General features: G+C 38.4%; 29 protein-coding genes, 1 tRNA gene and 1 pseudogene. 10 read left to right on the forward strand and 21 right to left on the reverse strand.

The window, feature by feature from the left end:
- Positions 1–10: 10 nt before the first annotated feature.
- The 9 genes from gpmI to NKR74_RS22090 form a co-directional block, all read right to left on the reverse strand.
- On the reverse strand, positions 11–1,540 hold the full coding sequence (gpmI, locus tag NKR74_RS22050) for a 2,3-bisphosphoglycerate-independent phosphoglycerate mutase (protein WP_253630848.1): 1,530 nt from the start codon (positions 1,538–1,540) through the stop codon (positions 11–13).
- The gene (gene tpiA, locus NKR74_RS22055; RefSeq protein WP_253630849.1) at positions 1,537–2,292 is read right to left on the reverse strand and encodes a triose-phosphate isomerase; all 756 of its coding nucleotides are present in this window, start codon (positions 2,290–2,292) and stop codon (positions 1,537–1,539) included. Before tpiA ends, gpmI begins: the two co-directional genes overlap by 4 nt.
- Positions 2,293–2,323: 31 nt before the next feature.
- Positions 2,324–3,508, reverse strand: a complete 1,185-nt coding sequence (locus tag NKR74_RS22060; protein WP_098308452.1) for a phosphoglycerate kinase — start codon at positions 3,506–3,508, stop codon at positions 2,324–2,326.
- Positions 3,509–3,642: 134 nt separating this feature from the next.
- Positions 3,643–4,647, reverse strand: coding sequence for a type I glyceraldehyde-3-phosphate dehydrogenase (gene gap / locus NKR74_RS22065; RefSeq protein WP_098308450.1), 1,005 nt, complete (start codon positions 4,645–4,647; stop codon positions 3,643–3,645).
- A 34-nt stretch (positions 4,648–4,681) separates the two neighbouring features.
- On the reverse strand, positions 4,682–5,704 hold the full coding sequence (locus NKR74_RS22070) for a sugar-binding transcriptional regulator (RefSeq protein WP_098308507.1): 1,023 nt from the start codon (positions 5,702–5,704) through the stop codon (positions 4,682–4,684).
- 133 nt (positions 5,705–5,837) lie between these two features.
- The gene (locus tag NKR74_RS22075; protein ID WP_154711227.1) at positions 5,838–6,086 is read right to left on the reverse strand and encodes a glutaredoxin family protein; all 249 of its coding nucleotides are present in this window, start codon (positions 6,084–6,086) and stop codon (positions 5,838–5,840) included.
- Positions 6,087–6,095: 9 nt separating this feature from the next.
- Entirely contained in the window at positions 6,096–7,391 is a 1,296-nt protein-coding gene (rpoN, locus tag NKR74_RS22080) for an RNA polymerase factor sigma-54 (protein WP_253630850.1), read from the reverse strand.
- 355 nt (positions 7,392–7,746) lie between these two features.
- Positions 7,747–7,822: transfer RNA gene (locus tag NKR74_RS22085), tRNA-Arg, on the reverse strand.
- A 338-nt stretch (positions 7,823–8,160) separates the two neighbouring features.
- Positions 8,161–10,074 carry an APC family permease gene (locus NKR74_RS22090; protein ID WP_253630851.1) on the reverse strand — a complete coding sequence of 638 codons (1,914 nt, stop codon included), beginning with the start codon at positions 10,072–10,074 and terminating at the stop codon, positions 8,161–8,163.
- Between the two features lie 417 nt (positions 10,075–10,491).
- On the opposite strand from NKR74_RS22090, the gene NKR74_RS22095 reads away from it, so the two are divergent.
- The 8 genes from NKR74_RS22095 (at position 10,492) to clpP (ending at position 15,190) form a co-directional block, all read left to right on the forward strand.
- Entirely contained in the window at positions 10,492–10,698 is a 207-nt protein-coding gene (locus NKR74_RS22095; RefSeq protein ID WP_098308440.1) for a DUF1657 domain-containing protein, read from the forward strand.
- A 189-nt stretch (positions 10,699–10,887) separates the two neighbouring features.
- Positions 10,888–11,370 carry a YhcN/YlaJ family sporulation lipoprotein gene (locus NKR74_RS22100; protein WP_098308438.1) on the forward strand — a complete coding sequence of 161 codons (483 nt, stop codon included), beginning with the start codon at positions 10,888–10,890 and terminating at the stop codon, positions 11,368–11,370.
- Between the two features lie 34 nt (positions 11,371–11,404).
- Positions 11,405–11,881, forward strand: coding sequence for a stage V sporulation protein AC (gene spoVAC / locus NKR74_RS22105; protein WP_253630852.1), 477 nt, complete (start codon positions 11,405–11,407; stop codon positions 11,879–11,881).
- On the forward strand, positions 11,882–12,895 hold the full coding sequence (gene spoVAD, locus NKR74_RS22110) for a stage V sporulation protein AD (protein ID WP_098308434.1): 1,014 nt from the start codon (positions 11,882–11,884) through the stop codon (positions 12,893–12,895).
- Positions 12,896–13,246, forward strand: a complete 351-nt coding sequence (gene spoVAE / locus NKR74_RS22115; protein ID WP_098308432.1) for a stage V sporulation protein AE — start codon at positions 12,896–12,898, stop codon at positions 13,244–13,246. It abuts the gene before it with no gap.
- An 11-nt stretch (positions 13,247–13,257) separates the two neighbouring features.
- Positions 13,258–13,464, forward strand: coding sequence for a DUF1657 domain-containing protein (locus tag NKR74_RS22120; protein ID WP_098308430.1), 207 nt, complete (start codon positions 13,258–13,260; stop codon positions 13,462–13,464).
- Positions 13,465–13,484: 20 nt separating this feature from the next.
- Complete coding sequence (locus NKR74_RS22125) at positions 13,485–14,360, forward strand: DUF421 domain-containing protein (protein WP_253630853.1); 876 nt, start codon at positions 13,485–13,487, stop codon at positions 14,358–14,360.
- Positions 14,361–14,608: 248 nt separating this feature from the next.
- Positions 14,609–15,190, forward strand: a complete 582-nt coding sequence (gene clpP / locus NKR74_RS22130) for an ATP-dependent Clp endopeptidase proteolytic subunit ClpP (RefSeq protein WP_098308426.1) — start codon at positions 14,609–14,611, stop codon at positions 15,188–15,190.
- A gap of 98 nt (positions 15,191–15,288) precedes the next feature.
- Here the strand turns inward: clpP and NKR74_RS22135 are convergent, their stop codons facing one another.
- The 8 genes from NKR74_RS22135 to NKR74_RS22170 all read right to left on the reverse strand — a co-directional run bounded on the left by NKR74_RS22135 (position 15,289) and on the right by NKR74_RS22170 (position 22,145).
- Positions 15,289–15,546 (reverse strand): HPr family phosphocarrier protein, encoded by a 258-nt coding sequence (locus NKR74_RS22135; RefSeq protein ID WP_230576567.1) that lies wholly within the window; start codon positions 15,544–15,546, stop codon positions 15,289–15,291.
- Positions 15,547–15,567: 21 nt separating this feature from the next.
- The gene (gene whiA / locus NKR74_RS22140) at positions 15,568–16,518 is read right to left on the reverse strand and encodes a DNA-binding protein WhiA (protein WP_253630854.1); all 951 of its coding nucleotides are present in this window, start codon (positions 16,516–16,518) and stop codon (positions 15,568–15,570) included.
- 124 nt (positions 16,519–16,642) lie between these two features.
- Positions 16,643–17,596: a gluconeogenesis factor YvcK family protein gene (locus tag NKR74_RS22145; RefSeq protein WP_098308421.1), complete on the reverse strand. Its 954-nt coding sequence runs from the start codon at positions 17,594–17,596 to the stop codon at positions 16,643–16,645.
- Positions 17,597–17,599: 3 nt separating this feature from the next.
- Positions 17,600–18,481 (reverse strand): RNase adapter RapZ, encoded by an 882-nt coding sequence (gene rapZ / locus NKR74_RS22150; protein WP_098308419.1) that lies wholly within the window; start codon positions 18,479–18,481, stop codon positions 17,600–17,602.
- A gap of 20 nt (positions 18,482–18,501) precedes the next feature.
- Entirely contained in the window at positions 18,502–18,960 is a 459-nt protein-coding gene (locus tag NKR74_RS22155) for an NUDIX hydrolase (RefSeq protein WP_098308417.1), read from the reverse strand.
- A gap of 334 nt (positions 18,961–19,294) precedes the next feature.
- On the reverse strand, positions 19,295–19,996 hold the full coding sequence (locus NKR74_RS22160) for a LutC/YkgG family protein (protein WP_253630855.1): 702 nt from the start codon (positions 19,994–19,996) through the stop codon (positions 19,295–19,297).
- The gene (locus NKR74_RS22165) at positions 19,996–21,411 is read right to left on the reverse strand and encodes a LutB/LldF family L-lactate oxidation iron-sulfur protein (RefSeq protein WP_253630856.1); all 1,416 of its coding nucleotides are present in this window, start codon (positions 21,409–21,411) and stop codon (positions 19,996–19,998) included. Before NKR74_RS22165 ends, NKR74_RS22160 begins: the two co-directional genes overlap by 1 nt.
- Positions 21,412–21,413: 2 nt before the next feature.
- Positions 21,414–22,145 carry a (Fe-S)-binding protein gene (locus NKR74_RS22170; protein ID WP_253630857.1) on the reverse strand — a complete coding sequence of 244 codons (732 nt, stop codon included), beginning with the start codon at positions 22,143–22,145 and terminating at the stop codon, positions 21,414–21,416.
- Between the two features lie 336 nt (positions 22,146–22,481).
- Here NKR74_RS22170 and NKR74_RS22175 point away from each other — a divergent pair, with 336 nt between their 5' ends.
- On the forward strand, positions 22,482–22,766 hold the full coding sequence (locus tag NKR74_RS22175) for a hypothetical protein (RefSeq protein WP_098308410.1): 285 nt from the start codon (positions 22,482–22,484) through the stop codon (positions 22,764–22,766).
- A 20-nt stretch (positions 22,767–22,786) separates the two neighbouring features.
- The gene (locus NKR74_RS22180; RefSeq protein WP_253630858.1) at positions 22,787–23,221 is read left to right on the forward strand and encodes a DoxX family protein; all 435 of its coding nucleotides are present in this window, start codon (positions 22,787–22,789) and stop codon (positions 23,219–23,221) included.
- 35 nt (positions 23,222–23,256) lie between these two features.
- On the opposite strand, the pseudogene NKR74_RS24215 reads toward NKR74_RS22180, so the two are convergent.
- The 4 genes and pseudogenes from NKR74_RS24215 to NKR74_RS22195 all read right to left on the reverse strand — a co-directional run.
- Positions 23,257–23,346: pseudogene (locus NKR74_RS24215) on the reverse strand (DUF368 domain-containing protein); the annotation flags it as partial.
- An 83-nt stretch (positions 23,347–23,429) separates the two neighbouring features.
- Positions 23,430–24,380, reverse strand: a complete 951-nt coding sequence (trxB, locus tag NKR74_RS22185; protein WP_141525009.1) for a thioredoxin-disulfide reductase — start codon at positions 24,378–24,380, stop codon at positions 23,430–23,432.
- A gap of 84 nt (positions 24,381–24,464) precedes the next feature.
- Complete coding sequence (locus NKR74_RS22190) at positions 24,465–25,976, reverse strand: tetratricopeptide repeat protein (RefSeq protein ID WP_098308403.1); 1,512 nt, start codon at positions 25,974–25,976, stop codon at positions 24,465–24,467.
- A 122-nt stretch (positions 25,977–26,098) separates the two neighbouring features.
- The gene (locus NKR74_RS22195) at positions 26,099–26,611 is read right to left on the reverse strand and encodes an acyltransferase (RefSeq protein ID WP_098308401.1); all 513 of its coding nucleotides are present in this window, start codon (positions 26,609–26,611) and stop codon (positions 26,099–26,101) included.
- Positions 26,612–26,651: the final 40 nt, after the last annotated feature.

The following is a 26,651-nucleotide window of genomic DNA, read 5'->3' on the forward strand; positions in this document are numbered from 1 at the left end:
ATATGTGTAATTATTTAATAATTGTTTTACCTGTCATTTCTTTTGGCTGTTCAACACCAAGAAGTGTAAGCATTGTTGGTGCGATATCTCCCAAAATACCGCCTTCACGAAGCTCAATATCTTCTTTTGTAACGATGAAAGGAACCGGGTTCGTTGTATGAGCTGTCATCGGTGTGCCTTCTGGAGTTAATTCCTCGTCAGCATTACCATGGTCAGCAGTAATAAGTGCTACACCATCTTTTGCAAGAATTGCTTCTACAACTTTTCCTAAACATTCGTCAGTTGCTTCTACTGCTTTAATTGTTGGTTCCATCATCCCAGAATGGCCAACCATATCACAGTTTGCAAAGTTTAGAATGATAACATCGTGTCTGTCATTCTCAATTTCATTTACAAGAGCATCTGTTACTTCATAAATGCTCATTTCTGGTTTCAAGTCGTATGTTGCGACTTTTGGTGAGTTAATTAAGATACGCTCTTCTCCTGGGAATTCAGCCTCACGACCACCGCTAAAGAAGAATGTAACGTGCGGATACTTTTCAGTTTCCGCAATGCGAAGTTGTTTTAATCCCGCTTGTGAAACAACTTCACCTAACGTATTATCCAAGTTCATTGGCTTGAATGCTACATAACCTTTTACCGTTTCACTAAAGTGTGTCATACAAACGAATTCTGGAATGTGAGGTACTTTTTCACCACGATCGAACTCACGGAAGTCTTCGTTTGTAAATACACGAGCAATTTGAATTGCACGGTCTGGACGGAAGTTGTAGAAGATGATTGCATCATCATCATTGATTGTTGCAACTGGCGTTTCATCTTCATTTACCATTACAGACGGCAATACGAATTCATCGTAGATACCATTTGCGTATGAGTCATCCACACACTCATATGCTGTTTTGTAAGTAGGGCCTTCGCCGTTCACCATGGCACGGTAACATTTTTCAACGCGATCCCAACGCTTGTCACGGTCCATGGAGTAATAACGACCGGAGATTGTCGCGAACTGTCCTACTCCTGTTTCTTTTATCACTTCATTTGTTGCATCGATATAACCTTTTGCTGTTTGCGGACCAACATCGCGGCCATCTAAGAACGCATGGATATATACTTTCTCCACGCCTTCTTTTGCAGCTAAGCGAAGAAGAGCAAACATATGGTCAATGTGACTATGCACACCGCCATCAGAAAGTAAGCCGAATAAATGAAGGGCTGTACCTTTTTCCTTCACGTGTTTCATTGCATTTTGAATCGTTTCGTTCTGATCGAACTCACCTTCACGAATTGCAACGTTTACACGCGTTAAGCTTTGGTATACAACGCGGCCGGCACCAATATTTAAGTGACCTACCTCAGAGTTACCCATTTGACCTTCTGGAAGGCCTACCGCCTCACCGCACGCTGTTAGTGTTGTGTGAGGGAACTTGTTCCAGTAGCCGTCGAAATTAGGTTTCTTAGCTTGTGCTACAGCATTCCCGTAAGTTTCTTCACGTAGTCCAAAACCATCAAGAATGATTAAAGCTGTTGGCTTTCTCATTTTACCGCCTCCAAAAGACCTAAGAAGGACGCAGGCTCTAAGCTTGCACCGCCAACTAAAGCACCATCGATATCAGATTGTGCCATATATTCTTTAATGTTTTCAGGTTTTACGCTGCCGCCGTATTGAATACGAACTGCTTCTGCAGCTGCCGGAGAAACAGCTTCAGCAACAACTTTACGGATGTGCGCACATACTTCGTTTGCATCTTGTGCAGAAGAAGATTTACCTGTACCGATTGCCCAAATTGGCTCATATGCGATAACAGTTGCTTTCACTTGCTCTTCTGTTAAACCTGCAAGTGCCTTAGTCACTTGACCTGCTACAAGATCAAATGTTTTTCCGCTTTCGCGTTCTTCTAACGTTTCACCACAGCAAACGATTGGTGTTAAACCGTGCTCAAATGCTGCTAACGTCTTTTTGTTTACTGTTTCGTTTGTTTCAGCAAACATTTCACGACGCTCAGAGTGGCCAAGTACTACGTAGCTCACCTTTAAGTCGCTAAGTGCTACTGGGCTAATTTCGCCAGTGAATGCACCATTTTTTTCGAAGTGCATGTTTTGTGCACCTACTTGTAAGTCAGTTCCTTCTGAAGCTGCTACAAGACGCTCTAAGAAAAGAGCTGGCGAGCAAACAACCGCATCAACAGCTGTAGCTGCTGGGATTTGACCTTTTACTTCCTCTACGAAGCTAACTGCTTCAGATAGAGTTTTATTCATTTTCCAGTTACCTGCGATAATTGGTTTACGCATGCTTTGCACCGTCCTTTTTCTTGGCTGATGATTATTTGTCGTTAAGACAAACTACACCTGGAAGCTCTTTGCCTTCCATAAATTCTAATGACGCACCGCCGCCAGTAGAAATGTGGCTCATTTTATCAGCCATACCGAATTTTTCAACAGCTGCTGCAGAGTCACCACCGCCGATAACAGAGTATGTACCTTCTGCATCTGCTAATGCTTGTCCTACTGCTTTTGTACCTTCTGCAAATGGAGCCATTTCGAACACGCCCATTGGCCCGTTCCATACAACAAGCTTAGAGTTTTTAATTACATCTGCATAAATTGCACTTGTTTTTGGTCCAATATCCAATCCTTCCCAATCAGCAGGGATAGAATCGATATCTACCACTTGTCGGTTTGCAGTTTCAGAGAAGTCATCTGCAATGACGCAATCAACTGGCATGTAGAAGTTTACGCCTTTTTCTTTTGCAAGCTGCATAAACTCTTTTGCTAGTTCAATTTTGTCATCTTCACATAGAGACTGTCCGATTTCATGACCTGATGCTTTTACAAATGTATAAGCTAGTCCACCGCCAATGATTAAGTTATCAACTTTATCAAGTAGATGACGAATTACACCGATTTTATCTTTTACTTTCGCACCACCGATGATTGCTGTAAATGGACGCTCTGGATTAGAAAGTGCTTTCCCTAGTACTTCTAATTCTTTTTCCATTAAGAAACCTGATACTGCTGGTAAGTAATCTGCAATACCTGCAGTAGAAGCGTGAGCACGGTGAGCTGCACCGAATGCATCATTTACGAAGATATCAGCAAGAGCTGCAAATTCTTTCGCAAGTTCTGCATCGTTCTTTTCTTCGCCCGCATAGAAACGCACGTTTTCAAGAACTAATACGTCGCCTTCGTTCATTGCTGCAACCATTTCTTGTACAGCAGGTCCGAATGCTTCGTCCGCTTTTTTCACGTCTTTACCAAGAAGTTCACCTAAACGTGCTGCTACTGGAGTTAGACGCATTTCTTCTACTACTTGTCCTTTTGGACGACCTAAATGGCTTGCTAAAATCACTTTCGCACCTTGCTCTACTAAATATTGAATTGTAGGAAGAGCTGCGCGAATACGAGTCTCGTCTGTAATTTTGCCTTCTTTCATAGGTACGTTGAAGTCAACACGGCAAAATACTCGTTTCCCCTTTAAATCTACGTCACGAATTGATTTTTTGTTCATTGGATTTCCCTCCGACTAGTTAGGATTGACAAAACCCATTCAAAAGCTTATCACATTTGCTTAGAAAACGAAAGAAGGGAGAGGGAACAAACCCTCTCCCTCGTTTTGTCATTAATTACGGATAAACTTATGAATTAAAGACCTTTAGAAGCGATATAGTCTACTAAGTCAACTACACGGTTAGAGTAACCAGTTTCGTTATCGTACCAAGAAAGTACTTTAACCATGTTGCCTTCCATAGTCATTGTAGATAATGCATCAATTGTAGAAGAGTTTGTGCATCCGTTATAGTCGATAGATACTAATGGCTCTTCGCTGTATCCAAGGATACCTTTTAATTCGCCTTCAGCTGCTGCTTTGAATGCTGCGTTTACTTCTTCAACTGTTACTTCTTTCTCAAGCTCAACAACTAAGTCTACAAGAGATACGTTAGCAGTTGGAACACGAACTGCACCACCGTTTAATTTACCTTTAAGTTCTGGTAATACTAATGCTACTGCTTTAGCTGCACCAGTTGTAGTTGGGATCATGCTCATTGCTGCTGCACGTGCACGACGTAAATCTTTATGTGGTAAGTCTAAGATTTGTTGGTCGTTAGTGTAAGAGTGAATTGTTGTCATCATACCGCGTTTTACGCCAAATTTTTCGTTTAATACTTTAGCAAATGGAGCTAAGCAGTTTGTAGTACAAGAAGCGTTAGAGATTACGTTATGATTAGCTGCATCGTATTGTTCGTGGTTAACACCCATAACAATTGTGATATCTTCGTCAGAAGCTGGTGCAGAGATGATAACTTTTTTAACTGATCCACCTAAGTGTTTTTCAGCATCTGCTTTTTTAGTGAAACGTCCAGTAGATTCTACTACTACTTCTACGCCGTAGTCGCTCCATGGTAATTGAGCTGGGTCACGCTCAGCGATAACTTTGATTTCTTTACCGTTAACAACGATGCTGTCGCCGTTAGAAGATACTTCTGCATTTACTGCTCCATGAACAGAATCATATTTTAAAAGATGTGCTAATGTTTTAGCATCTGTTAAGTCGTTGATTGCTACTACTTCCACGTTAGGGTTGTTAAGAGCTGCGCGGAATACCACACGTCCGATACGTCCAAATCCATTAATACCAATTTTAGTCATTTGAATTTCCTCCTTGGGGGATGTATATTAAGGGTTATTTACCCTTTACTAACTCTTTTGCTGCACCTTCATCTGTGATGAGTAATGAAGTGTGCCCTTGCTTAATTACTGCTTGAATTGCTTTCGCTTTTGATGAACCTCCAGCAACTGCAACGACATGAGATACATGTTGTAAATCTTCAAGCTGCATGCCGACCGTTTGTACTTTATGGACAACTTCACCTTGTTCATTAAAGTAATACCCAAACGCTTCACCGACTGCCTGCATTTCTTTAATTTTCATCCAATCTGCTTCTAAAGTACTTCGTCTACGCGCCATCGTTAAGGCATCACCAATTCCGTGAATGACAATATTGGAAGATCGAATCAACTCAAGAATTTCTTTCACAGAAGGTTCCGTCACAATGGACGCATATGCTTCGCTACTCACATGATCGGGAACATACAATAAGCGATAGTTGCTCATCGTATTTTGTGCCATTTTCGCACAGATTGTGTTCGCTTCTAGCTCAACACTCTCTCCTATTCCACCGCGTGCTGGGACAAATAATGTATGTAGATCCCTGCAATCCAATTGCATCATATCAGCTACGGCAGCTATTGTTGTTCCTCCAGTCACAGCAACGATATTATTCGCTGTCAGACGATCTTTTATACAAGCAACACAAGCGCGGCCCATCTCGAGCTTGACCCAAGGTGATTCATCACTATCACCAGGGACAACGAAAACTTCATCCAAGTCTAATGTTTCCTTAAGCTGTTTTTCCAAAACCTTTAAACCAGAAATTTCTTTCATAAAGTCTTCCAAAGCAAGAACAACAGCTGTTCCTTCTTCTGTTAATGTCATTCCAGAAGAGGCGACGTGAACCAAGTTCTCTTCTTTCAAAACTTGCACTTCACTTCGTAATACTCGTTCTGTCATACCAAGACTTGCAGATAAGTTTCTTCTGCCAATAGGTTGTGTTAACCGAATGTACTGAAGAATTTGCATTCTTGTTTGCATAACAGGTAGCAGATCAGGTAATAATTTTTTCGTATACTGAATCCATGAGCGCATCATATTTTATCTCCTCACCACATTGGTTCATTCCCTATATGGTCATTATATGTCCCGTAGTGACAAATTGTGTCCCACATAGAGTAAAAAAATAATCCCTGCTACGGTTATTATTGTAACAGGAGATCCAAAGTTATTCAACTCTTATTGCGCGAATTATGCTGTTTATTATGACATCTTTGTGAATGATTCCATATTCTACCTCTTTCCCCTCGATTTCAACGACAGGAATCATAAGATGATACTTCTCTAACAGCTGCTCATCCTCATAAATATTTATTTCCTTTAGATCAAATACATATTCAGTTTTCAGCTCTTGCAGAAGTTGTTTCGCCTTCTGACAAAGACCACATTCTTCCTTTGTATATAGAATAACCTCCATGTTCATCACCTATACAATCGTTTTTCGCAGTGAAGACGCCGGAATGTTTAACTGCTCTCGATATTTCGCTACCGTTCTGCGCGAAACAACAATTTCATGTTCTTCCTCTAACATTTTTGAAATCTTTTGATCTGAGAGTGGTTTTTTCTTATCTTCTTTCCCTACAAACTCTTGAATAAGCTGCTTCACCCTCTTTGTTGAAATTGCTTCATCCTCTGTTGTTGCTACTGCATTACTAAAGAATGATTTCATCTCAAATAAACCATATGGTGTTTGCACATATTTATTACGCGTTGCACGGCTGATTGTTGACTCATGGACACTTAATATCTCAGCCACCTCTTTTAATGCAAGCGGTTTTAAATATTGAGGGCCATTCATAAAGAAGTCGCGCTGCTTTTCAATAATTACTTCCATTACTTTCAGAAGCGTTTGTTTTCTTTGTTTTAAACTGCGCATAATCCATTGTACATGCTGATATTTTTCAGACACATAAGAAGCAACGTCTCTTTCACTATTATGAAGGAGCTCACTATATTCTGAATGAATTTCAATCTTCGGCATATTACGTTCATTCATTTGGAGCACCAAACGATTATCCTCTTTTTTCACCGCCATATCAGGAACGATGTACATCGGTTTTTCCGAAGAAAATGCCAAACCTGGTTTCGGCTGCAGTGATGTAATAACATGAACAGCTTCTTGCAATTCTTCCGTACTACATTTCAGCACATTTACTAACTTGCGCCAATCTTTTTTTACAAAATATGCAAAATGTTCGTCCACAATCATTTCTGCTAATGCGCTCTTTTTTTGTAAGCGCTTTAATTGAATTGATAAACACTCTTGAATATTTCTTGCAGCTACCCCTGCTGGCTCTAATGATTGGACGAGCTCCATACCGCTATTAATTTCTTCTACACATACTGATAATAATGCTGCTAATTCCTCGTTTGTTTCTTGTAAGTACCCGTTCTCATCCACATTTAAAATAATGAATGAGGCAATTTTTCGTTGTTCTTCATCTATTTTATAATACTGCAATTGATTGACTAAATGTTGTTGAATCGTTGTTGAATCGACACTATAAATTTCCATTTGATTCTCTGTTTGTTTACTTGTTGTTTTACTCTTTTTCTTTTCCCTGTCAAATCCCCCCAACTCAATAAGGGGATTCTCTAGCGATTGCTCATACAAAAACTCCGTTAATTCCTGCACATTGTATTGGAGCATTGTAATCGCTTGTCTTAACTCTTGCGTCATTGCCAAACGTAAACTTTGTTCTTGTAAAAGACTTGCTTTCACCCTAATCTCCCCCTCACTTCTATTGTACAATAAGTTTCTCAAAAGGAGAATCCTTACAAAATACCAACATCCATATATTATTACTTCATATGTATTAATTAAGTTTATATATTACAACCAAAAAATGAGTAATACCGAAAGAAAATGCCAAAATCTTAAAAATAATCACAAATTTTATACCACATACTAATAGTAACTCCTATTTGAAGAAATAACAATTAAAAAGAGTAGTTTAAGTATAATGAAGTTTCGTTATACTTAAACTACTCTTTTTCTCCTGTATATTCTGGTAAGAACTTTATAAACAAACTAATAAAAAACCCTAACTTCAAAATATAAGTCAGGGTTTTTTTTACGCGCCCAGAGGGATTCGAACCCCCGGCAGACGTGGTACCGGAAACCACCGCTCTATCCAGCTGAGCTATGGGCGCATGAAATATATAATAGCATCAAGGATTTCCCTTATGCTTACAATCGCAAGAGACACTTTCACGCCGCCTTGCGTAATGTTTATTATACGATATCTTCGTTTTGGAAGCAATTACTTATTACGTCGCAGTTTACAGAACGACTCTTATCTTTCACTACAGCTAGATATCGAAATGAAAAAGCCATCTTTATATTACATGTAACTTCACTCCTTCTATACTTTCGTCCCTTCAACTTTATCCGTTCATACAATAAAAGAAACGCCCGCGTCGATTGACGACACAGGCGTATAACTCAAATTATCAGTAGCAAATTCATAAATACCCGAAATGAAAATGAATTATTTATGCAAATGATATGGAACCGTTGTAATCACGATATCTTTATGACGAATAAACCACATTCTTAAAAGGAGTGCACTCTGGTTATGTAATACATGATGCCACCATTTGTGTGGAATAAACTGAGGGATAATAATATGGATATGTCCCCCATTTTCTTGTTTCGCCTCTATTGTTTTAATAAGACGATTCAGCGGTTCAAGAATAGAGCGATATTTACTTCGAAGAACTACCAGCCTACAAGGATTTCCCCACTCTTTCCACTTCTTCTCCATTTTATCTATAGATTGGTCATCGAAACCAACGTATACAGCAACCGGATCAACATCTAAGCTTTTCGCAAAGGAAATCGTATTGTTCACAACACGATGAACGCCCGACACTAAAACAAGGGTGACTACCTGACTTGCTTCTGGACGTATGCTTTGCGTATCAATGCGCAGTTCTTTTGCAATATCTTCATAATGCTTGTGAATAGCCATTGAAATAAAAATGATAATAGGCAATACAACTAATACAACCCAAGCGCCGCCTGTAAACTTTGTAACAGCGAAAATAACAGCAACTATTGATGTGATAACAGCACCAACTGTATTAATCGTAAGCTTAATTCTCCAATGTGGTCCTTTAACTCGTTTCCAGCGGCGCATCAAACCAATTTGCGCTACTGTAAATGAAAGGAAAACACCGATCGCATACAATGGAATTAAAGCATTCGTATGCGCGTGAAACGAGATAATCAAAATACACGCCAATGATGCTAACACAATAATTCCGTTTGAATACCCTAAACGGTCTCCGCGATTTGTCAAACTTCGAGGCAAAAATCCATCTGCGGCTACAATCGCAGCAAGCTGAGAAAATCCTGTAAATGTAGAATTTGCCGCTAAAATCAAAACAATAAACGTAAACCATATAATGAGTTGATATATAATTCCGTGCCCAAAATACATGCCAGTCAACTGAGACAGCATCGTGTTGTGCGGATCTGGCGTAATTCCCTTCACATACAGATGATACGAAAATCCTAACAGTGTCACAGCTGTGATCGAGCCCAAAGCAATATAAGTTCTAATTGCATTTTTTTGCTGTGGTTCTCTAAAAATAGGAACTGCATTCGAAATTGTCTCAATTCCTGTAAGCGCCGAACAAGCTGAGCTGAACGCTTTCAAAATCAATAAAGTTGTTAATCCCTCTGGAACCGTTCCAAAGGAGGGTGTAGTTGGTTGGATAAATCCATGACGAAATTCATCAAAAAAGCCGGTAAAAATTAAAATTAACATACAAACCATAAAACCGAATGTCGGCCAAGCAAAAACGCGGGCTGATTCTGCTACTCCTCGCAAATTCACAAGTACTAAGAGAATAACACACACAATGGCCAAAATCGTTTCATAAGGAGCAACTACAGGATAAGCAGATGAAATAGCTTCTATAGCTGCAGATACAGATACAGCCACGGTCAACACGTAATCAACGAGCAACGAACTAGAAGCAACAAGAGAAACCCATCGCGGCTTGAAGTTATCTTTTGCAATGGCATATGCTCCCCCGCCGTTTGGATATGCCAAAATCCCCATAATATACGAGACAATCAAAATTGCTAAAAGAACGATAGTAGAAATTGTAATGGGTAAAATTATCCATTTCGCATCAGGACCAAGCCCTACAAGCTCTGTCATTCCTGATTCAGGTCCATATGCAACGGATGAATACAAATCCGCTGAGAGAATAGGAAGTGCAATCAACCAAAACAATTTGTTATGGTGCGCATGAAGCTCTGATGTTCGCATAGGACGACCAATTAAAAATCGCTTCACACTACTAAAATTGCTTGCAGAAAACCAAATTGCAACTAACGCTAGTATGATTAATACTGCTTCCAACCATCTAACTAAAGTATGATGATCCATAACTTTTCTCCTTTTAATTGCTATTTTTTATTCTCTTATTTTAATTGATACATAATATTTTGAACAACAAAATCTAAACTATGTAGCTTTCTAAAATATTCACAATAGAAAATCCGCAATCAACATTTAGAAATTTATTATTATAATACGAAAAACCCGCTAGCTTCATGCTAACGGGCTGCATATTGGTGGATAGAAGAACCAGATTCTTCTATGTCCTATATTATGTAATATTTACTCCATCATTATTCATGTTAAGTTCCTTGTATTTTTTAAAATCAAATATACGACATACCTAATAAATAAAATTAAAAATAATACACTTTCGAAGAACCCTAAAATTGGTAATTATATTTCAGTGCTCATTCACAAACTCTAATGATTGAAATCAAACTCAATCAGAGGAGGAATTACATTATGACTGTAATTACAAAACTTAAACAAACTGTTTCAGGATTAAAAAGTGCACAAGCAAGCTTAGAAGGATTCGCTCTTGATACTGATAACCAACAAGCGAAGCAATTATTTCAAAGTGCAGCTCAGCAAACGCAATCAATTATTGAGACTTTATCTCCACGTGTTCAAGAAGTTGAACAAGAAGAACCTCAATATACACAGCAATAACGATATAAGGAAAACTGGTCATTCACAAGCCAGCGTACTGCAAAAAACAGAATGATACTTATTAATGTACGCCTACATAGGCTAATTCATTATTATATGTATACTTTCTGATTAGTTGAAAAAAGGGTGATACAATATCATCCTTTTTTCAAATCAAATTACATAAAGCAATAGAAACGGAATGATACCATGCGAAAATTCGGAACAATCTCCTTGTTATTCCTTCTCTTATTCAGTTTCCTATGCGGATGTCACAGTCCATTAGATAAAAAAGAAAAACAAGAATCAGCACAAAAAACAAATAAAACAGATGCGAAACTAACAAAGATAAACATAGAATCCATTGATCAATCGGCAGCGAATGCAGCGAAAAATAAGATTCTTACTATGGATGAAATACTTGACGTAAAAGCTGTCAATTTCAATAACGAACTTTATGTAGCGGTTAAACCAGAGCACCATGAACGCTTTCAACTAAAGAAATTACGAAAAGAAATAAAACAAACATTAAAAAAGATGTATCCTAATTCAAAAATTTATGTAAGTACGGATAAAAAAATTTTCATGTTACTCGATAAGTTAGATACCAAGATTAAAAATAAAGAAGTAGATAAAGAAGAAGTAAAAAAACAACTAAAAATAGTAAAAAAAGAAATGCATTCCGATACGTAATGATACTTTTCAAAACAGAAAAGGAAGGATTCATATGTCAAAGAGAAACAAAGATTTAACACCAGTGCAGCAAGAGTATAAACAATTTGAAAAGCAGCGTGAACCGAAGCGGCCTGTTCTAAAAAATTGTATAAAAGCTTTTTTTGTCGGCGGGTTTATTTGCTTAATCGGTCAATTTATCTCTACGTTTTATATTACGTACTTCGATTTCACTGAAAGGTCAGCAGGGAATCCGACTGTAGCTACAATGATTTTTATCTCCATGCTCCTAACAGGCTTTGGTGTGTACGATCGATTAGCTCAGTTTGGCGGGGCTGGTACAGCTGTTCCTGTTACCGGCTTCGGAAATTCAGTCATCGCAGCTTGTATTGAACATCGTACAGAAGGCTTTGTTCTTGGAGTAGGCGGGAATATGTTTAAGCTAGCAGGATCCGTTATTTTATTTGGTGTATTTTCCGCTTTTATCATCGCACTTATTAGAACCATTTTCGTTCAATGGGGAGGTTTTTAAATGTTACAAGGTCACCGAACATGGGTATTTGAAAATAAGCCTGTGATTATATCAACTGGTGTCATTGGCGGACCATTTGAGGCAAATGGAAACATCCCTGAAGATTTCGATACATTGCACGATAATTTATGGTTAGGACAAGACTCCTATGAAAAAGCACATCGAATTTTATTTGAAGAAGCTTGCAGCAGGGCAACAGAAAAAGCAAAACTGCGTAAAGAGGATATTCAATTTATTCTAGCAGGAGATCTTATCAATCAAATCACTCCCTCAAGTTTTGCCTCCCGAACACTCGGCGCTCCTTATCTTGGATTATTTGGAGCTTGTTCTACTTCAATGGAAGGCCTTGCTTTAGGGGCAAGTATTGTAAATGGAAAAGGGGCGAAATACTTATTAACAGGAGCTTCTAGCCATAATACCGCTGTTGAAAAGCAATTCCGATATCCAACTGAATACGGAGGACAAAAGCCCCCTACCGCTCAGTGGACAGTAACTGGAGCAGGGGCTGCTTTATTAAGCGATCAAGGAGACGGACCTTGCGTTACATCAGCAACAATTGGAAGAGTTATTGATATGGGTTTATCAGATCCATTTAATATGGGAGGTGCCATGGCGCCCGCTGCTGTCGATACGATAGAAGCACATTTAAGGGAACGACAAATTGATGCATCCTACTATGACTTAATTGTAACAGGTGATCTCGGTCATATAGGACGCGAAATTGCCTTTGATTTACTGCGTAAGCAAGGAACATCTATAACAAGCGAACAGTTTCAAGATTGCGGATTACTCATTTATAGGGAAGATCAACCGATTTTAGCAGGAGCAAGCGGTCCAGGCTGTTCAGCAACTGTCGTGTACGGGCATTTATTAAATCGAATGAAAAAAGGGGAATTCAGCAAAATGCTCGTAGTCGCTACCGGTGCTTTACTTTCCCCATTAACTTTCCAGCAGCAAGAAACAATTCCTTGTATCGCCCATGCAGTATCCATTGAAGTTGGAGGTGTACAATAAATGATCTATTTTTGGGCTTTCGTAATTGGTGGCGCCATTTGTGTGATTGGTCAAATTATGTTTGATGTCTTTAAACTTACCCCCGCTCATACAATGTCAACGCTTGTTGTCATTGGTGCCATATTAGATGGATTAAATTTGTATGAACCATTAATTGATTTTGCTGGAGCAGGTGCAACAGTTCCTATTACAAGCTTCGGTAACGCCCTTGTTCACGGTGCGATGGCAGAAGCGGCTGAGCATGGCATCATTGGAGTTATAACAGGAATGTTTGCAGTAACAAGCGCTGGTGTATCTGCCGCGATTATCTTCGGTTTTATCGGAGCTTTATTATTTAAACCAAAAGGATAAGAGGTGTTCTCATGACCGTTGTTGCTAGTGTAAAAACATGCCTTGCCAGCTTAAAAGGCGCACAGGCAAGTTTAAGTACACTTTCACAAAACGCTGCTGACGAAGAAGCGAAACGCGTTTTTCACGAATGTATGATAGAAATGGATAGTGTCATCGCTGATTTACAAAGGCGAGTTTCAGCATTAGAACGAGAAGAACCACAATATAAAGGATTTTAAGAAGACTGGAGGGACTTTATATGCCTAACATTCACATACCAGAATGGCCGCTTGTCATTATACGTTCTTTATGTGTCTTAATTGTTTTATTCGCCATTACGAAATGGCTTGGCAAAAGACAAATCTCTCAACTTTCCTTTTTTGAATACATAGCCGGTATGACGATTGGTGATATCGCTGCAGAAGTATCGACAGGATTGGAACAAAACTTCGTCCACGGTATTTCTAGTATGCTGGTTTTTGCTATCATACCTTTTTTCGCAGGACTGATTTCCTTAAAAAATAAGACAGTACGAGATTTTGTTGAAGGTAAATCCACTATTTTTATAAAAGATGGCAAAGTACTCGAAGATAATTTAAAAAAGGAAAAATATACGAGCGACGAACTACTAGAGCTTCTTCGAAAAAAAGATGTATTCAACATATCCGATGTTGAATTTGCTGTACTGGAACCAAGCGGGGAATTAAACGTTTTATTAAAGAAAGACAAACAACCACTAACTGCAAAAGACATCGGATTAAAATTACCAAATGAAAAAGAAACACACACAGTCATTATGGATGGAAACATAATAGATGAACCTCTTTCAGCTAGCGGCCATAACCGCGCTTGGCTTCGCGCTGAACTCGAAAAAGTTGGGGTTGCACTAGATAATGTTTTCATCGGACAAGTCGATTCTTACGGACAACTAACTGTCGACATATACAACGATAAAATCCAAATGCCTTCTCCTCAAGACAAGCCATTATTACTCGCTTCCTTAAAGAAGTGTCATGCTGATCTCGAACTATTTTCTTTAGAAACGAAATCAAATACTGCTAGCAGCATGTATGCAAATAATGCCAAGAAGATAGAGGAAATTTTAAATAAAGTGACTTATCTACTTAAAGAGTAAAAGAAAAAAGAACGCTTATATATGTAACGGCGTTCTTTTTTGTATGGCAGTCTTTCTCCATATTTGATATGTTTAAATTCATGCAATTCGGTTATGATGAGGAAGGTAAAGAAGAAGGGAATTCCTTATTTATAGCGAATTAACATGATACACCTACATATTTTTTAAACTGAAGTGGTTTCGTTTGACCTTTATTGACCATAATTGTATTATAAAACTAACAAATGTGTTAAAGGAGGAAGTTACACATGAATTTAATTCCTACAGTTATCGAACAAACAAATCGCGGGGAACGTGCTTACGACATTTACTCTCGTTTATTAAAAGACCGCATCATTATGCTTGGCAGCGCAATTGATGACAACGTAGCAAACTCTATCGTGTCTCAGCTTTTATTCTTAGAATCACAAGACCCAGAAAAAGATATTCATATATATATCAACAGTCCTGGCGGCTCTATTACAGCAGGTATGGCAATTTACGATACAATGCAATTCATTAAACCAAAAGTATCTACAATTTGTATCGGTATGGCTGCATCTATGGGTGCTTTCCTACTTGCTGCTGGTGAAAAAGGAAAACGTTTCGCTCTTCCAAACAGTGAAGTTATGATTCACCAACCACTTGGCGGTGCACAAGGACAAGCGACAGAAATCGAAATCGCTGCAAAACGCATCCTATTCTTACGTGATAAATTAAACAAAATTCTTTCTGAGCGTACAGGTCAAGATTTAGAAGTAATCGAGCGCGACACAGAGCGCGACAACTTCATGACAGCAGATAAAGCACTAGAATATGGCTTAATCGATAAAATCTTTACAAATCGCTAAGAAAAGCGGACTACAAAAAAAGCTATCGCACATTCGCGATAGCTCTTTTTATCCCGCCATTCGCGGGCAGTAAGACCCCCACTGATGGAAGTTTCACTTTATTGTTCTTTTTGCACATAAGCAACAAGTGCTTCTAATGCTGCTGTTTCATCTGATCCTTCTGCAGTAATTGTAACTTTACATCCAGATCCAATTGCTAAGCTCATAATCCCCATAATACTCTTAGCATTGACTGTTTTTCCGTCTTTCTCCATAAAAATATCGGCTTGAAAACGATTTGCTTCTTGTACAAACAACGCTGCCGGACGTGCTTGCAATCCAGTTTTCAACAACACCTCTACCTGTTTTTGAACCACAGCTCCATTCCCCTTTACCTTTTATTTTTTTACAACTGCTTCTCCAGCACGCAATTTATCAGCAATATCATCGATTTTACGTAAACGATGGTTGATACCCGATTTACTAATGTTCCCCCCGGATACCATTTCCCCCAATTCTTTCAATGTAACATCTTGATAATTGATACGCAGTTCTGCGATTTCACGTAATTTATCTGGTAAAAAATCCAGACCAACTGTTTCATCAATATAACGAATATTTTCGATTTGCCTTAAGGCTGCACCAATCGTCTTATTTAAGTTTGCTGTTTCACAGTTCACAAGACGATTTACAGAATTACGCATATCGCGCACAATGCGAATATCTTCAAACCTTAAAAGAGCATTATGAGCACCAATAATATTTAAGAACTCGGTAATCTTTTCCGCTTCCTTTAAATACGTAATATACCCTTTTCGTCTTTCTAACGTTTTACTATTTAATGCAAACTCGTTCATAAGTTCACATATCGCATCATTATGTTCTTTGTATAACGAGAAAATTTCTAGATGATATGATGATGTTTCCGGATTATTAACGGAACCACCAGCTAAAAACGCACCGCGTAAGTATGAACGTTTACAACACTTTTTCTCAATTAATTCTTGTGAAATATCACGAATAAACGAAAAGTCCTCTCGTACAATGTGCAAATCCAATAAAATTTCACGTGCTTTTTCAACTAAACGAACGATATACACATTATTTTTCTTTAATCGCATTTTCTTACGCACAAGCAACTCAACTGTAACGTTATATCCTTTTTTCAATAATGTATAAATCCTTCGAGCAATCGCTGCATTTTCCGTTTGAATATCAATGATTACACGGCGATTTGAAAAGGAGAGTGAACCGTTCATCCGAAGTAATGCTGATAGCTCTGCCCTCTCACAGCACCCCTTCATTTCAAGCTTTGTCAGCTCTTTCTTTGTTTCTGATGCAAATGACAACCATTTCACCTCCTGACAAAATGTAAAAATTATTTTCATGCCCTAAATGAATTTGTAGCGTTACCTCAAAGAAGTAACGCCTTCCATCATGCAAGCCTATTCATTATTTCTACAAGCTTACAATTTATATTAACGAATGTAAAATCGAAGCTAATTTTACTGTGTCATGACGCACAACTTGATCATCATATTTTACTAAACGATCTTTAATCAACTTAATATTATGCGATGTAAAATGCTCTTCATCAATTGTAACTGGCTTCGACATTTCTTCTGCATAACGCCCTAATAATTCAATTGGAATTGGTTCATCGTTCACTATTGCTGTATCAATAAACGCTTCTCCAAGATGATCGTGCAATGCTTTCACATGATCAAACGCTGTATATCCCCTTGTTTCACCAACTTGAGTCATGACATTACACACATACACTTTCTTCGCTTTTGCACGAAGGACTGCATCGCCGATTTTTTTTACCATTAAATTCGGCAAAATACTTGTATACAGACTACCTGGTCCAAATACAAGTAAATCAGCTTTTCGAATTTCCATTAGTGTTTCATGAAGCGGTTCTACTTCCCCCGGTGTTAAAAATACACGGTTAATCTTTTTGCCGTAATACGGAATTTTAGATTCCCCACTTACAATTTGCCCGTCTTCCAATTCCGCATGCAAAACAACACTTTGATTCGCAGCTGGAAGTACACGCCCTCTTACATTTAACACTTTACTTGTTTCCGTAATGGCATGAAAGAAATCGCCCGTAATAGCTGTCATTCCAGCTAACAATAAATTACCAAGCGCATGTCCTGTTAATCCTTCTCCTGATGTAAAACGATGTTGGAATAACGCCTCCACAAGAGGCTCCACATCAGACAACGCAACAAGCACGTTGCGAATGTCTCCAGGAGGCGGGATTTCTAACTCATCACGAAGTCTCCCAGAACTTCCCCCATCATCAGCAACCGTTACAATCGCTGTAATATCGACAGGATACTTTTTTAACCCGCGCAATAAAACGGATAAACCAGTTCCGCCTCCCATAATAACGATTTTCGGTTTTCTCTCTTTTTCCATCGCTTAATGTCCCTTTCTCTTCTCCACATCACGATGAGACACATGAGTTGGACACTCTTGTTTCAAATGTTTCGTCAAATATTCTGCAAGCGTAACGGATCGATGTTGTCCCCCTGTACATCCAATTGCAATAACAAGTTGACTTTTTCCTTCTCGCTTATAATGTGGAAGCATAAAGGAAATAAGGTCTGTTAACTTCTCTAGAAATTTATGCGTTTCATTAAATTTCAGTACATAGGATGATACTTCCTCATCAAGACCTGTTAACGGCTTCATGTGTGGAATATAATATGGATTCGGTAAAAAACGAACATCAAATACTAAATCAGCATCAATTGGAATACCATATTTAAATCCAAATGACATCACGTTCACACGAAATGCTTGCTCACTCTCAGTTGAGAATAATTGAATAATCTTTTCTCTTAACTCTTTCGGTTTTAAGTCTGACGTATCAAGGACAATATTCGCGCGCGCCTTCATATCTGTTAACAGCGTACGCTCTGCTTCTATTCCTTTTAACGGAAGACCTGTTAGAGCAAGTGGATGTGAACGCCTTGTTTCCTTATATCGAGTTACAAGTGTACTATCTTTTGCATCTAAAAATAAAATATGAGGAATAATCCATGTACGCTCTGTTAAATCATCAAGCGCTCCCCATAGGTGATCAAAGAACTCTCGGCCACGCAAATCGATACCGAGCGCTACTTTATTCATTTTCCCTTTCGAATCTGCCATTAATTCAACAAACTTCGGCAACAACATGGGCGGTAAATTATCCACACAAAAATATCCTAAATCCTCAAAGCTTTGCAGAGCAACCGTTTTTCCTGCTCCGGACATTCCTGTAATAATGACCATTTTAATATCATTATGTGCGTCCATCATTATCCCCCCCTTATGGTTTAACTCGGATCCAATCGATACGAAAGTAATTCAAAATTTGGTGTATATACAAATGTACCGTAAATAATACCATTTCCTTTAATTAAATAATCAATAATATGATAATCTCCTGGCGCCATTGGCAGCTCATCAATCTTATCAACTGTATGCCAGCCTATTATCCCTTCTTCGCTTTGCAATTTATTTTCTCCTGCAAAATCTGTAGCTAAGAAGGAAAACATCATCCATTCAGAAACAACCTTATCTCCTTCTTGGATCACAAAAGTAAAGACACCTTTTAATGTTGGATTTTTCAAATAAATACCCGTTTCTTCGCGATATTCACGAACAACCGACTCTCTTACTGTTTCGCCGCGCTCCATCTTTCCACCTGGAGCAACCCACCAATTTCGACGAGGCTTTTGTAATAGGAGAACTTCATTATCCTTGATTAACACACAGTTTGTCACTCTTTGCAAGCTTCTCACCTCAGCTACTTATAACAGGGAAATTCCCATTATATACTCACTTCATTATACTATCAAATACAGTTTGTCACAATGAAGGAACTTCCGGTCTCCAACAAATAAAAAAGATGATAGGAGACTATTCCCATCACCATTCAGTGAAAAAAATAAAGTGAAACTTCCATCAGTGATTTTTTTCATCCCTACCTATATTTCTTGTTTTTCTCTGAATCTTGAGGCGGGAATCTTACTGCTCCAAAGTAGCGAAAAAAATTTTCTTATTGGGATGCTTCAGCATATTAATTTGATCGGCAGGTGGCAGGCCCCAGGGAGAGGCCTTGTACAATTATTGATCATCTACAATAATATATGCTGTTCTTATTGGTCCATGAACACCTACGACAAGATTCATTTCAATATCAGCACTGTTTGATGGACCAGAGATGAAGTTCAAACAGGATGGGATTTTTTCACCCTTCATATTTTGATTATGAATCATCTTTGTAGCTTGTGTTAATCTTGGCACAATCGTACTTTTCGGGACAATTGCGATATATGATTCAGGAAGAAGACTAACGGGCCTCCCTTTTATACCCTCATTAAATAAAACGACAGTTCCTGATTCAGCAAGAGTGATATCACTAAACGTAATTCCAACATCAGCTGTTTTTGCAAATTCAATACTCTCTTCTTTATGATCTAAGTCCCATTTATGGAAATGTATTTCCCCTTCATTTGTAAAAAATCCACTCAGATCATATTCATCAAATCGTTCATCATAAGAATAAATAACAGATCCGATATTCCATTCTTTTATAAAAGTTTGTAACGTTTCAACAAGATGAGCCTTTGTTGTTCGCTGCACCTCTGTATGAATGGTTTCACATTGTTCAACTAACTTCGATATAAGTTCGTCTTGTGTTAATCCGTCAAAAACGCTCCATTGTGGAGAAACAGACCAACTTGGTTTTTTTACTGTTTCCGGGCGTTTTCTGCCCAGTTTCTCTGATAATTGGGATAAAAATGTATCGCGATTTTGAATAGCCATTATTTCTCCTCCCTTGACCGTTTTTCGAACCAATCTCTAAACGGTTGTTTTTTCGGAGCCGGAAAATCTCTCGCTTCTGTCCAAGCTTTTAACGGCCCTACCCCGCGTTCAATTTTGTCTCCTTTTATAAAAGGCTTTAATGCGTACGGAGCTGTCCTCGCTGCAAGGGAGAACGCCCTCGAGCTATTCGCCACTTTTTCAAAGCCTTTCATAGCCATATCCCAAGCTAAAGGAGACTTTTTCGCTTCTTCCACAATCTGTCGGCGATGTCGAATTAACAATTCGTGTAAAGGTATTTTTACCGGACATGCTTCCGTACAAGCACCGCAAAGGCTAGATGCATAAGGTAGATCTTTATATTCATCATACCCTCCTAAAAGCGGTGTCAATACAGCACCGATCGGGCCTGGATAAATTGAGCCGTATGCATGACCTCCGATATGACGATATACTGGACATACATTAATACATGCAGCACAACGAATACATTGAAGGACACTTTGGAATTCTGTTCCTAAAATATCGGAACGACCATTATCAACAATCACTAAATGAAATTCCTCAGGTCCATCCGTCCCCCCAGGTTCCGTTAGGCCTGTAATATAACTTGTTAATTTTTGCCCTACAGAACTTCGGCACAGGAGTGTTACTAACACATCCATCTCCTCCCATGTTGGGACAATCCGTTCCATCCCCATAACGGTAATTAACGTTTTCGGAATGGTCGTAACTAACCTCGCATTCCCTTCATTTGCTACAATAGAAACAGACCCGGACTCAGCAACTGCAAAATTACACCCAGTCACTCCTACATCCGCTGTTAAAAAGTCATTACGCAAATAGTTCCGTACAAACCTCGCCATTTTTTCAGGATCAGCTGTTCCGGTATACCCTATTTTTTCTTTAAACAACTCGCAAATACTTTCTTTATCTTTATGAAGACAAGGAACAACAATATGTGATGGCGGATCATGGTCATTAATTTGTAAAATAAATTCTGCAAGGTCCGTTTCTAGTACTTCCCCGCCCACTTCTTCAATTGCTTCATTTAGACTGATTTCTTCCGTTACCATAGATTTTGATTTCACAATTTTTTTCGCGTTTTTCTTTTTTATAATCCCTTTTACATATTCCCTTGCCTCTTCAGCAGTCTCTGCGAAATAAACAAAGCCCCCGTTTTTCTCAACATTTTCACTAAGTTGATATAAATAATAATCAAGGTTTTCTAATGTATGCTTTCGAATCTCTTCTCCTAAAGAGCGCCATTCTTCCCAATTCCCAAGACTCTCAGTTGCTTTTAGTTTCTTACCTCTAAGGCCATCTTGCGCTTTCGCAACAGCCCTTCTCATGAATTGATCACCAACGGCCGTTTCAGTACGTTTATGAAAGGGATCATTTCCAATTTTCATTCCCATTTTTATATCCCCTTTCTATCTTCATTTAATACTTGCGCAATATGCTTTACCTCAATTGGATAACCATTACGTGTTAATCGGCCTTTTATATTCATTAAACAGCTGCAATCCATCCCGATTAACACTTCCGCACCTGTTTCCATAATATGTTTTACTTTTTCATCAACCATTTGCTCTGAGATTTCTGCCATCTTCACTGAGAATGTACCGCCGAAACCACAGCAATCATAATTGTGTGATAACGGAACGACTTCTAACCCTTTTACATGTTTTAATAACTTTTGAGGAGGTTCCTTAATACCCATCAACCGGCTCATATGACAAGATGTATGAACGGTTGCTTTTTTATGAAGTTCCGCACCTAAATCTTCTTTACCTAACACTTCTACAAGAAATTGTGTAAATTCATATGTTTTCTTTGCAAGTTCAGTAGCTTTTTGCTTCCATTCTGTTTCACTTTCAGAAAATAAGCTTGAAAACTCGTGAACCATCATGACACAAGACCCGGATGGCGCCACAACATATTCTGAACCAGCAAATGCTTCAATCATATGTTTTGCAGCCGTTTTCGTTTCTTTTTGATAACCGCTATTATAAGCAGGTTGACCACAGCAGGTTTGATCTTTTGGAAAGTCGACTTCACAACCTAAATCTTCAAGAATTTCAACAACATCTTTTCCTACTTCTGGATAAAAAACATCTCCAAGGCAAGTAATAAATACGGATACTTTCATATTGACACCTCCAAATAAGGTAAAGTAGCGGGATAAAGTGAAACTTCCATTCGAAGGTGCTTTTCCTTCAAATGGTTAGTTGAACTAATCGGGTTCTTACAAGCAGTTCTCCTCCTTGAATTTCCACCTTCGCTTACTGCTTGTTAGAGCGGGATACAGTAGAAAAGCAAAGATAATCACTGTATGTTCAAGTAACTTTGTCAACCAATCTACCTTTTTGTATTTTTAGTAAAAAACGTAAAAAATATGAATAAAAATGGTAAGTAAAGGAGAAAAACTTTTGAGGCATCCTTAGAGAAAGTTATACAGAACTTGTCGACTTCTGAGGATCATCTAGTGACAAATCGAGTACTGTTATATTTATTAGGAAGAGAAAATGAACCTTCTGTCATGAAGGTACTAAAGCAATACTATGAACATGCATTACATTTTTCAAAACAATGGATTGAAAGTGGCCAACAACATGCTGTGATTAAAAGCTCCATCGATAGTAGTAGAACAGCAGAACTGTGGATTTTACTGATGCTTGGTTACCAAGTACATCATGCTATTCCTGGAAAAAAACCTTCTTTTCAAACTGAAGAACTAAAATTACTCATGAGTAATTTATTAAAAGCTTAATCAGGAGGAGGAGAATAGTTATGGTAGCATTTTACGTGCTCATTATTTCATTCTTTTTATTTCTAGTTATGGGGCAAATGGGTTTGCCTTATTTTGATAGTTGGCACACATCACTTCAAGCAGCTATTGCTGCTATGTTACTTATTGCTGCTTCCGCCAGGTGGGGAAAGAGAAAAACTGACTTAATCCGCATGGTACCATCGATTTTCCCTAGACCTGATTTAATCGTCTTGATTACTGGTTTATTAGAAATTGCTGCAGCGATAGGTATATTAATTCCATCTATGTCTAGATTGACTTCCATTTGCTTAGCGATCTTACTCATCGCTATGTTTCCAGCAAATATCAAGGCATCAAAAGAGAGGTTAACTATCGCTGGAAAACATCCTCCCTCACTATGGCTACGAACTAGTATACAAGTCACCTTTATTGTACTAGTACTGCTCGCAGGCTAACAAATCCACTTAACTATGGGGTCTTACTGCCCGTTAATGCGGGGGATAACAAGCCCAATACTAGCTGCATACGTCACACTCGCATAATGCTGCAATAAGTAACTAATTCCTTTACTACTTATGACATCTCGATGACAGTTAAAATGCTGAAATCCTATATCACAAAAAAGAAGCTATCTTATTCAAGATAGCTTCTCTTCTTTGTTGATTATTTTCCTACTTTTAATTCTTCTACTAGTTCTTCCACATAATGCTGTGCACTTTGCGCTGCAATACTTCCATCACCAGTTGCTGTTACAATCTGACGAAGCATCTTTTCGCGAACATCACCAGCTGCGAAAATACCAGGAACCTTTGTTTCCATACGTTCATTTGTTTCAATATAACCATTTTCATTTGTAATACCTAGCTCTGCAAATGGTTTAGAAAGTGGTAGCATACCGATATAGATAAATGCGCCATCTGTTTTAAACTCTTGCTCTTCACCGCTATTTACATCCACAAGTGTTACGCTGCCTACTTTTCCGTTTGCTTCGTTAATTTCTTTTACAGTATGATTCCAAATGAAATTAATTTTTTCATTTTGGAAAGCACGGTCCTGTAAAATCTTTTGTGCACGTAATTGGTCACGACGGTGAACAATCGTTACCTTCGTTGCAAAGCGTGTTAAATACACACCTTCTTCAACAGCTGAGTCGCCGCCGCCAATAACAACAAGCTCTTTACCTTTAAAGAATGCACCGTCACATACCGCACAGTATGATACGCCGCGGCCGCCAAGTTCTTTCTCTCCTGGCACGCCAATTTTCTTATATTCCGCACCGCTCGCTACAATAATTGCACGTGCTTTATATTCTTTTTTTCCAGCTACAATTGTTTTATATTCTTTCCCATCAATAACTTGTTTCACATCACCATATGCGTATTCTGCACCGAATTTCTTCGCATGTTCAAACATTTTGTTTGATAAGTCTGGCCCTAAAATATGGTCATATCCTGGGTAGTTTTCTACTTCTTCTGTATTTGCCATTTGTCCGCCTGGGATACCGCGTTCAAGCATCAGTGTGCTTAAATTCGCACGAGATGTATACACAGCTGCTGTCATCCCTGCTGGACCAGCTCCGATAATAATTACATCATAAATTTTTTCTTCTGCCATATTGCTCATCTCCTGTTCTTATCGCTCTTTTGATACCCTCATTATACTGCTGGCAACTGGTTTTTCCCAGCGATTTGCTTGCACTTACGCATGCAAACGTCTCACTGCTTGCACATATTTTCGTACAGTTGCTACCGATACATTATATATATTACCAAGCTCTGCCTGCGTCAGCTTATTTTGGCACTCGCCTCTTACAATATATTCAACTGCCGCTGACCAGCCATATACATTTGTAAAGGACGTTCCGCTCGTGTATAAACGTATAAATGTACAAAACCAAAGATGTAAACATTCTTCAATAAGCTCATCATTTTTTTTCGTATAATTGTATAAAGCATCTGCAATGCGAATACATTGTTCAAACTGCTGCAGTTCTCCTGGAATACTTTTATGACTGTTAATTAAAAAGAAATAGTTCGCTAATTGCGATACAATTGGAACACGATTAGGAGATTGCATAACATCAAAGAAAAAGCCAAGCTTTTCTGGTGTTGTCAGTTCATTCATTAAATATAAAGCGAGCATTTGTTCTTCCAATGTTTCACTCTTTTGAAACGATTGCTGAAGCTCTCGGAATAAAATATTTTGGCCTTCATCTACTAAATTAATAGCATTCCAAGGTTCTTTTCCCTTTTTATCAGGATGTAATTCCACTACATGCGCCCACATTTTCTCGGCTGTTTGCTCATCCTTTACCATATAGGCAGAATATGCAAACCAATAATAAAAGCTAACATCACCTTCGTAACCTTGACGTTTTAACACTTTTAACCATTTATATGCACTTTCAAAACGACCAATTGTCGCAAATGTTGTCCCTAGTTTCACCCGATGTTCAAACGACATCGGATACACTGTTTCCAATTGCTCTGCTAACTTTTCTACTTGCTTATATTCCCCAATGGAATATAGAAAAATAAGCGTATTACATAACGCATGAATATTCCCTGGATTCTTCTCTAAAATCAGCTCTGTCATTTTCAACGCTTGATCAACATTCCCAAGCTGAAAATGAGCAATTGCTAAATTATTATGCGCTGACCAAAATTCCGGATATTCCGTTATGACTCCTTCAAGCGTCGCAATCGCCTCTTCTAATTGACCGTTACGAATATAATGATTTGCTTGCTCTTGCATCACAATTAATCCATCTTCATCTTCGAATTCCGGCGTATCCATTTCTTCTTCTTCAATAATCTCTAAAAGTTCTATTGTTTCAGCAATAAATTCTTTATCCGTCGCAATTTCTAAATACCGTTCTGCATACTTTTTCGCTTGTTGGAATAACCCAAGATACGCATAATTATTTGCCATAAAATAATAGCATTCTTCTATTTGTTCACCCGTACGAACAATTTGTAATAAGATTTGATTCGATTCGTGATACTCTCCCGCTTCCGATAATGCCGTTGCTAATTGACATAAAATAAACGGCTCTTTCTGATCTTGTGCCGCTCTCTTAAAATATTTAATTGCATCTTCTAAATGATGATTGCGATAAGCCTTCATGCCTTTATCATAAAAGAAGTTAGCTAATTGATTAAAAGAAATAACTTGTCCGTTATCTTTATGAATTTCTTGATTTTTCCCCATAACTCCTCCATTATTTCATTCTTCTATCTCTAAGTATAAACGATTCCTCCAAAAACAAAACAATATATTATACACAAATATTTCCTTTTCATTACCGAAAAGAAAAGGAAAATGTTACATTTCTAACATTTCCCTTCTCTCGCTGCCATTTCCTCTTTCGTATAAATAATTCGCATAGGATTCCCACCGACGAAAGCACCATCCGGTACATCGCGATGAACAAGTGTCCCAGCTGAAACAATTGCCCCATCTCCAATGACAACGCCAGGTAAAACAGTCGAATTTGCACCAATCATTACTTCGTCTCCAATAATAATTTCACCAAGACGATATTCTGTAATTAAATATTCATGAGCTAATAACGTTGTATTATAGCCAATCACTGAATTACGTCCAACTGTAATTTTCTCTGGGAACATAGTATCTGGCATAACCATAAGTGCAAAAGAAGTTTTCTCTCCGATTTGCATCCGCAAAAATGTGCGATATAACCAATTTTTCATACGTAAAAAAGGGGTATATCGCGCGATTTGGATTACAATGAAGTTTTTCATCACTTTCCAAAATGAAACCGTTTTATATACATTCCATAATGAATTTGCTCCCGATACTGGATAGCGCGTTGTCCGTCGCACTTTGCTCTCTCCCTTTTTGTACTCGCTGAGCCCAGCCGCT

The sequence above is a fragment of the Bacillus sp. 3103sda1 genome (genome assembly GCF_024159135.1).
GTDB classification, from domain to species: Bacteria; Bacillota; Bacilli; order Bacillales; family Bacillaceae_G; genus Bacillus_A; species Bacillus_A rhizoplanae.

Bases quoted from the DNA above. Each gene is read 5' to 3' on its own strand.
- spoVAE (WP_098308432.1), top strand. From the start codon at position 12,896: ATGATCTATTTTTGGGCTTTCGTAATTGGTGGCGCCATTTGTGTGATT.
- spoVAC (WP_253630852.1), top strand. From the start codon at position 11,405: ATGTCAAAGAGAAACAAAGATTTAACACCAGTGCAGCAAGAGTATAAA.
- NKR74_RS22170 (WP_253630857.1), bottom strand. From the start codon at position 22,145: ATGAAAGTATCCGTATTTATTACTTGCCTTGGAGATGTTTTTTATCCA.
- NKR74_RS22060 (WP_098308452.1), bottom strand. From the start codon at position 3,508: ATGAACAAAAAATCAATTCGTGACGTAGATTTAAAGGGGAAACGAGTA.
- NKR74_RS22095 (WP_098308440.1), top strand. From the start codon at position 10,492: ATGACTGTAATTACAAAACTTAAACAAACTGTTTCAGGATTAAAAAGT.
- NKR74_RS22190 (WP_098308403.1), bottom strand. From the start codon at position 25,976: ATGGGGAAAAATCAAGAAATTCATAAAGATAACGGACAAGTTATTTCT.
- NKR74_RS22100 (WP_098308438.1), top strand. From the start codon at position 10,888: ATGCGAAAATTCGGAACAATCTCCTTGTTATTCCTTCTCTTATTCAGT.
- NKR74_RS22070 (WP_098308507.1), bottom strand. From the start codon at position 5,704: ATGCGCTCATGGATTCAGTATACGAAAAAATTATTACCTGATCTGCTA.
- spoVAD (WP_098308434.1), top strand. From the start codon at position 11,882: ATGTTACAAGGTCACCGAACATGGGTATTTGAAAATAAGCCTGTGATT.
- NKR74_RS22075 (WP_154711227.1), bottom strand. From the start codon at position 6,086: ATGGAGGTTATTCTATATACAAAGGAAGAATGTGGTCTTTGTCAGAAG.
- NKR74_RS22125 (WP_253630853.1), top strand. From the start codon at position 13,485: ATGCCTAACATTCACATACCAGAATGGCCGCTTGTCATTATACGTTCT.
- NKR74_RS22090 (WP_253630851.1), bottom strand. From the start codon at position 10,074: ATGGATCATCATACTTTAGTTAGATGGTTGGAAGCAGTATTAATCATA.
- NKR74_RS22145 (WP_098308421.1), bottom strand. From the start codon at position 17,596: ATGGAAAAAGAGAGAAAACCGAAAATCGTTATTATGGGAGGCGGAACT.
- gap (WP_098308450.1), bottom strand. From the start codon at position 4,647: ATGACTAAAATTGGTATTAATGGATTTGGACGTATCGGACGTGTGGTA.
- gpmI (WP_253630848.1), bottom strand. From the start codon at position 1,540: ATGAGAAAGCCAACAGCTTTAATCATTCTTGATGGTTTTGGACTACGT.
- trxB (WP_141525009.1), bottom strand. From the start codon at position 24,380: ATGGCAGAAGAAAAAATTTATGATGTAATTATTATCGGAGCTGGTCCA.
- NKR74_RS22165 (WP_253630856.1), bottom strand. From the start codon at position 21,411: ATGGGAATGAAAATTGGAAATGATCCCTTTCATAAACGTACTGAAACG.
- NKR74_RS22180 (WP_253630858.1), top strand. From the start codon at position 22,787: ATGGTAGCATTTTACGTGCTCATTATTTCATTCTTTTTATTTCTAGTT.
- tpiA (WP_253630849.1), bottom strand. From the start codon at position 2,292: ATGCGTAAACCAATTATCGCAGGTAACTGGAAAATGAATAAAACTCTA.
- rapZ (WP_098308419.1), bottom strand. From the start codon at position 18,481: ATGGACGCACATAATGATATTAAAATGGTCATTATTACAGGAATGTCC.
- NKR74_RS22120 (WP_098308430.1), top strand. From the start codon at position 13,258: ATGACCGTTGTTGCTAGTGTAAAAACATGCCTTGCCAGCTTAAAAGGC.
- clpP (WP_098308426.1), top strand. From the start codon at position 14,609: ATGAATTTAATTCCTACAGTTATCGAACAAACAAATCGCGGGGAACGT.
- NKR74_RS22160 (WP_253630855.1), bottom strand. From the start codon at position 19,996: ATGGCTATTCAAAATCGCGATACATTTTTATCCCAATTATCAGAGAAA.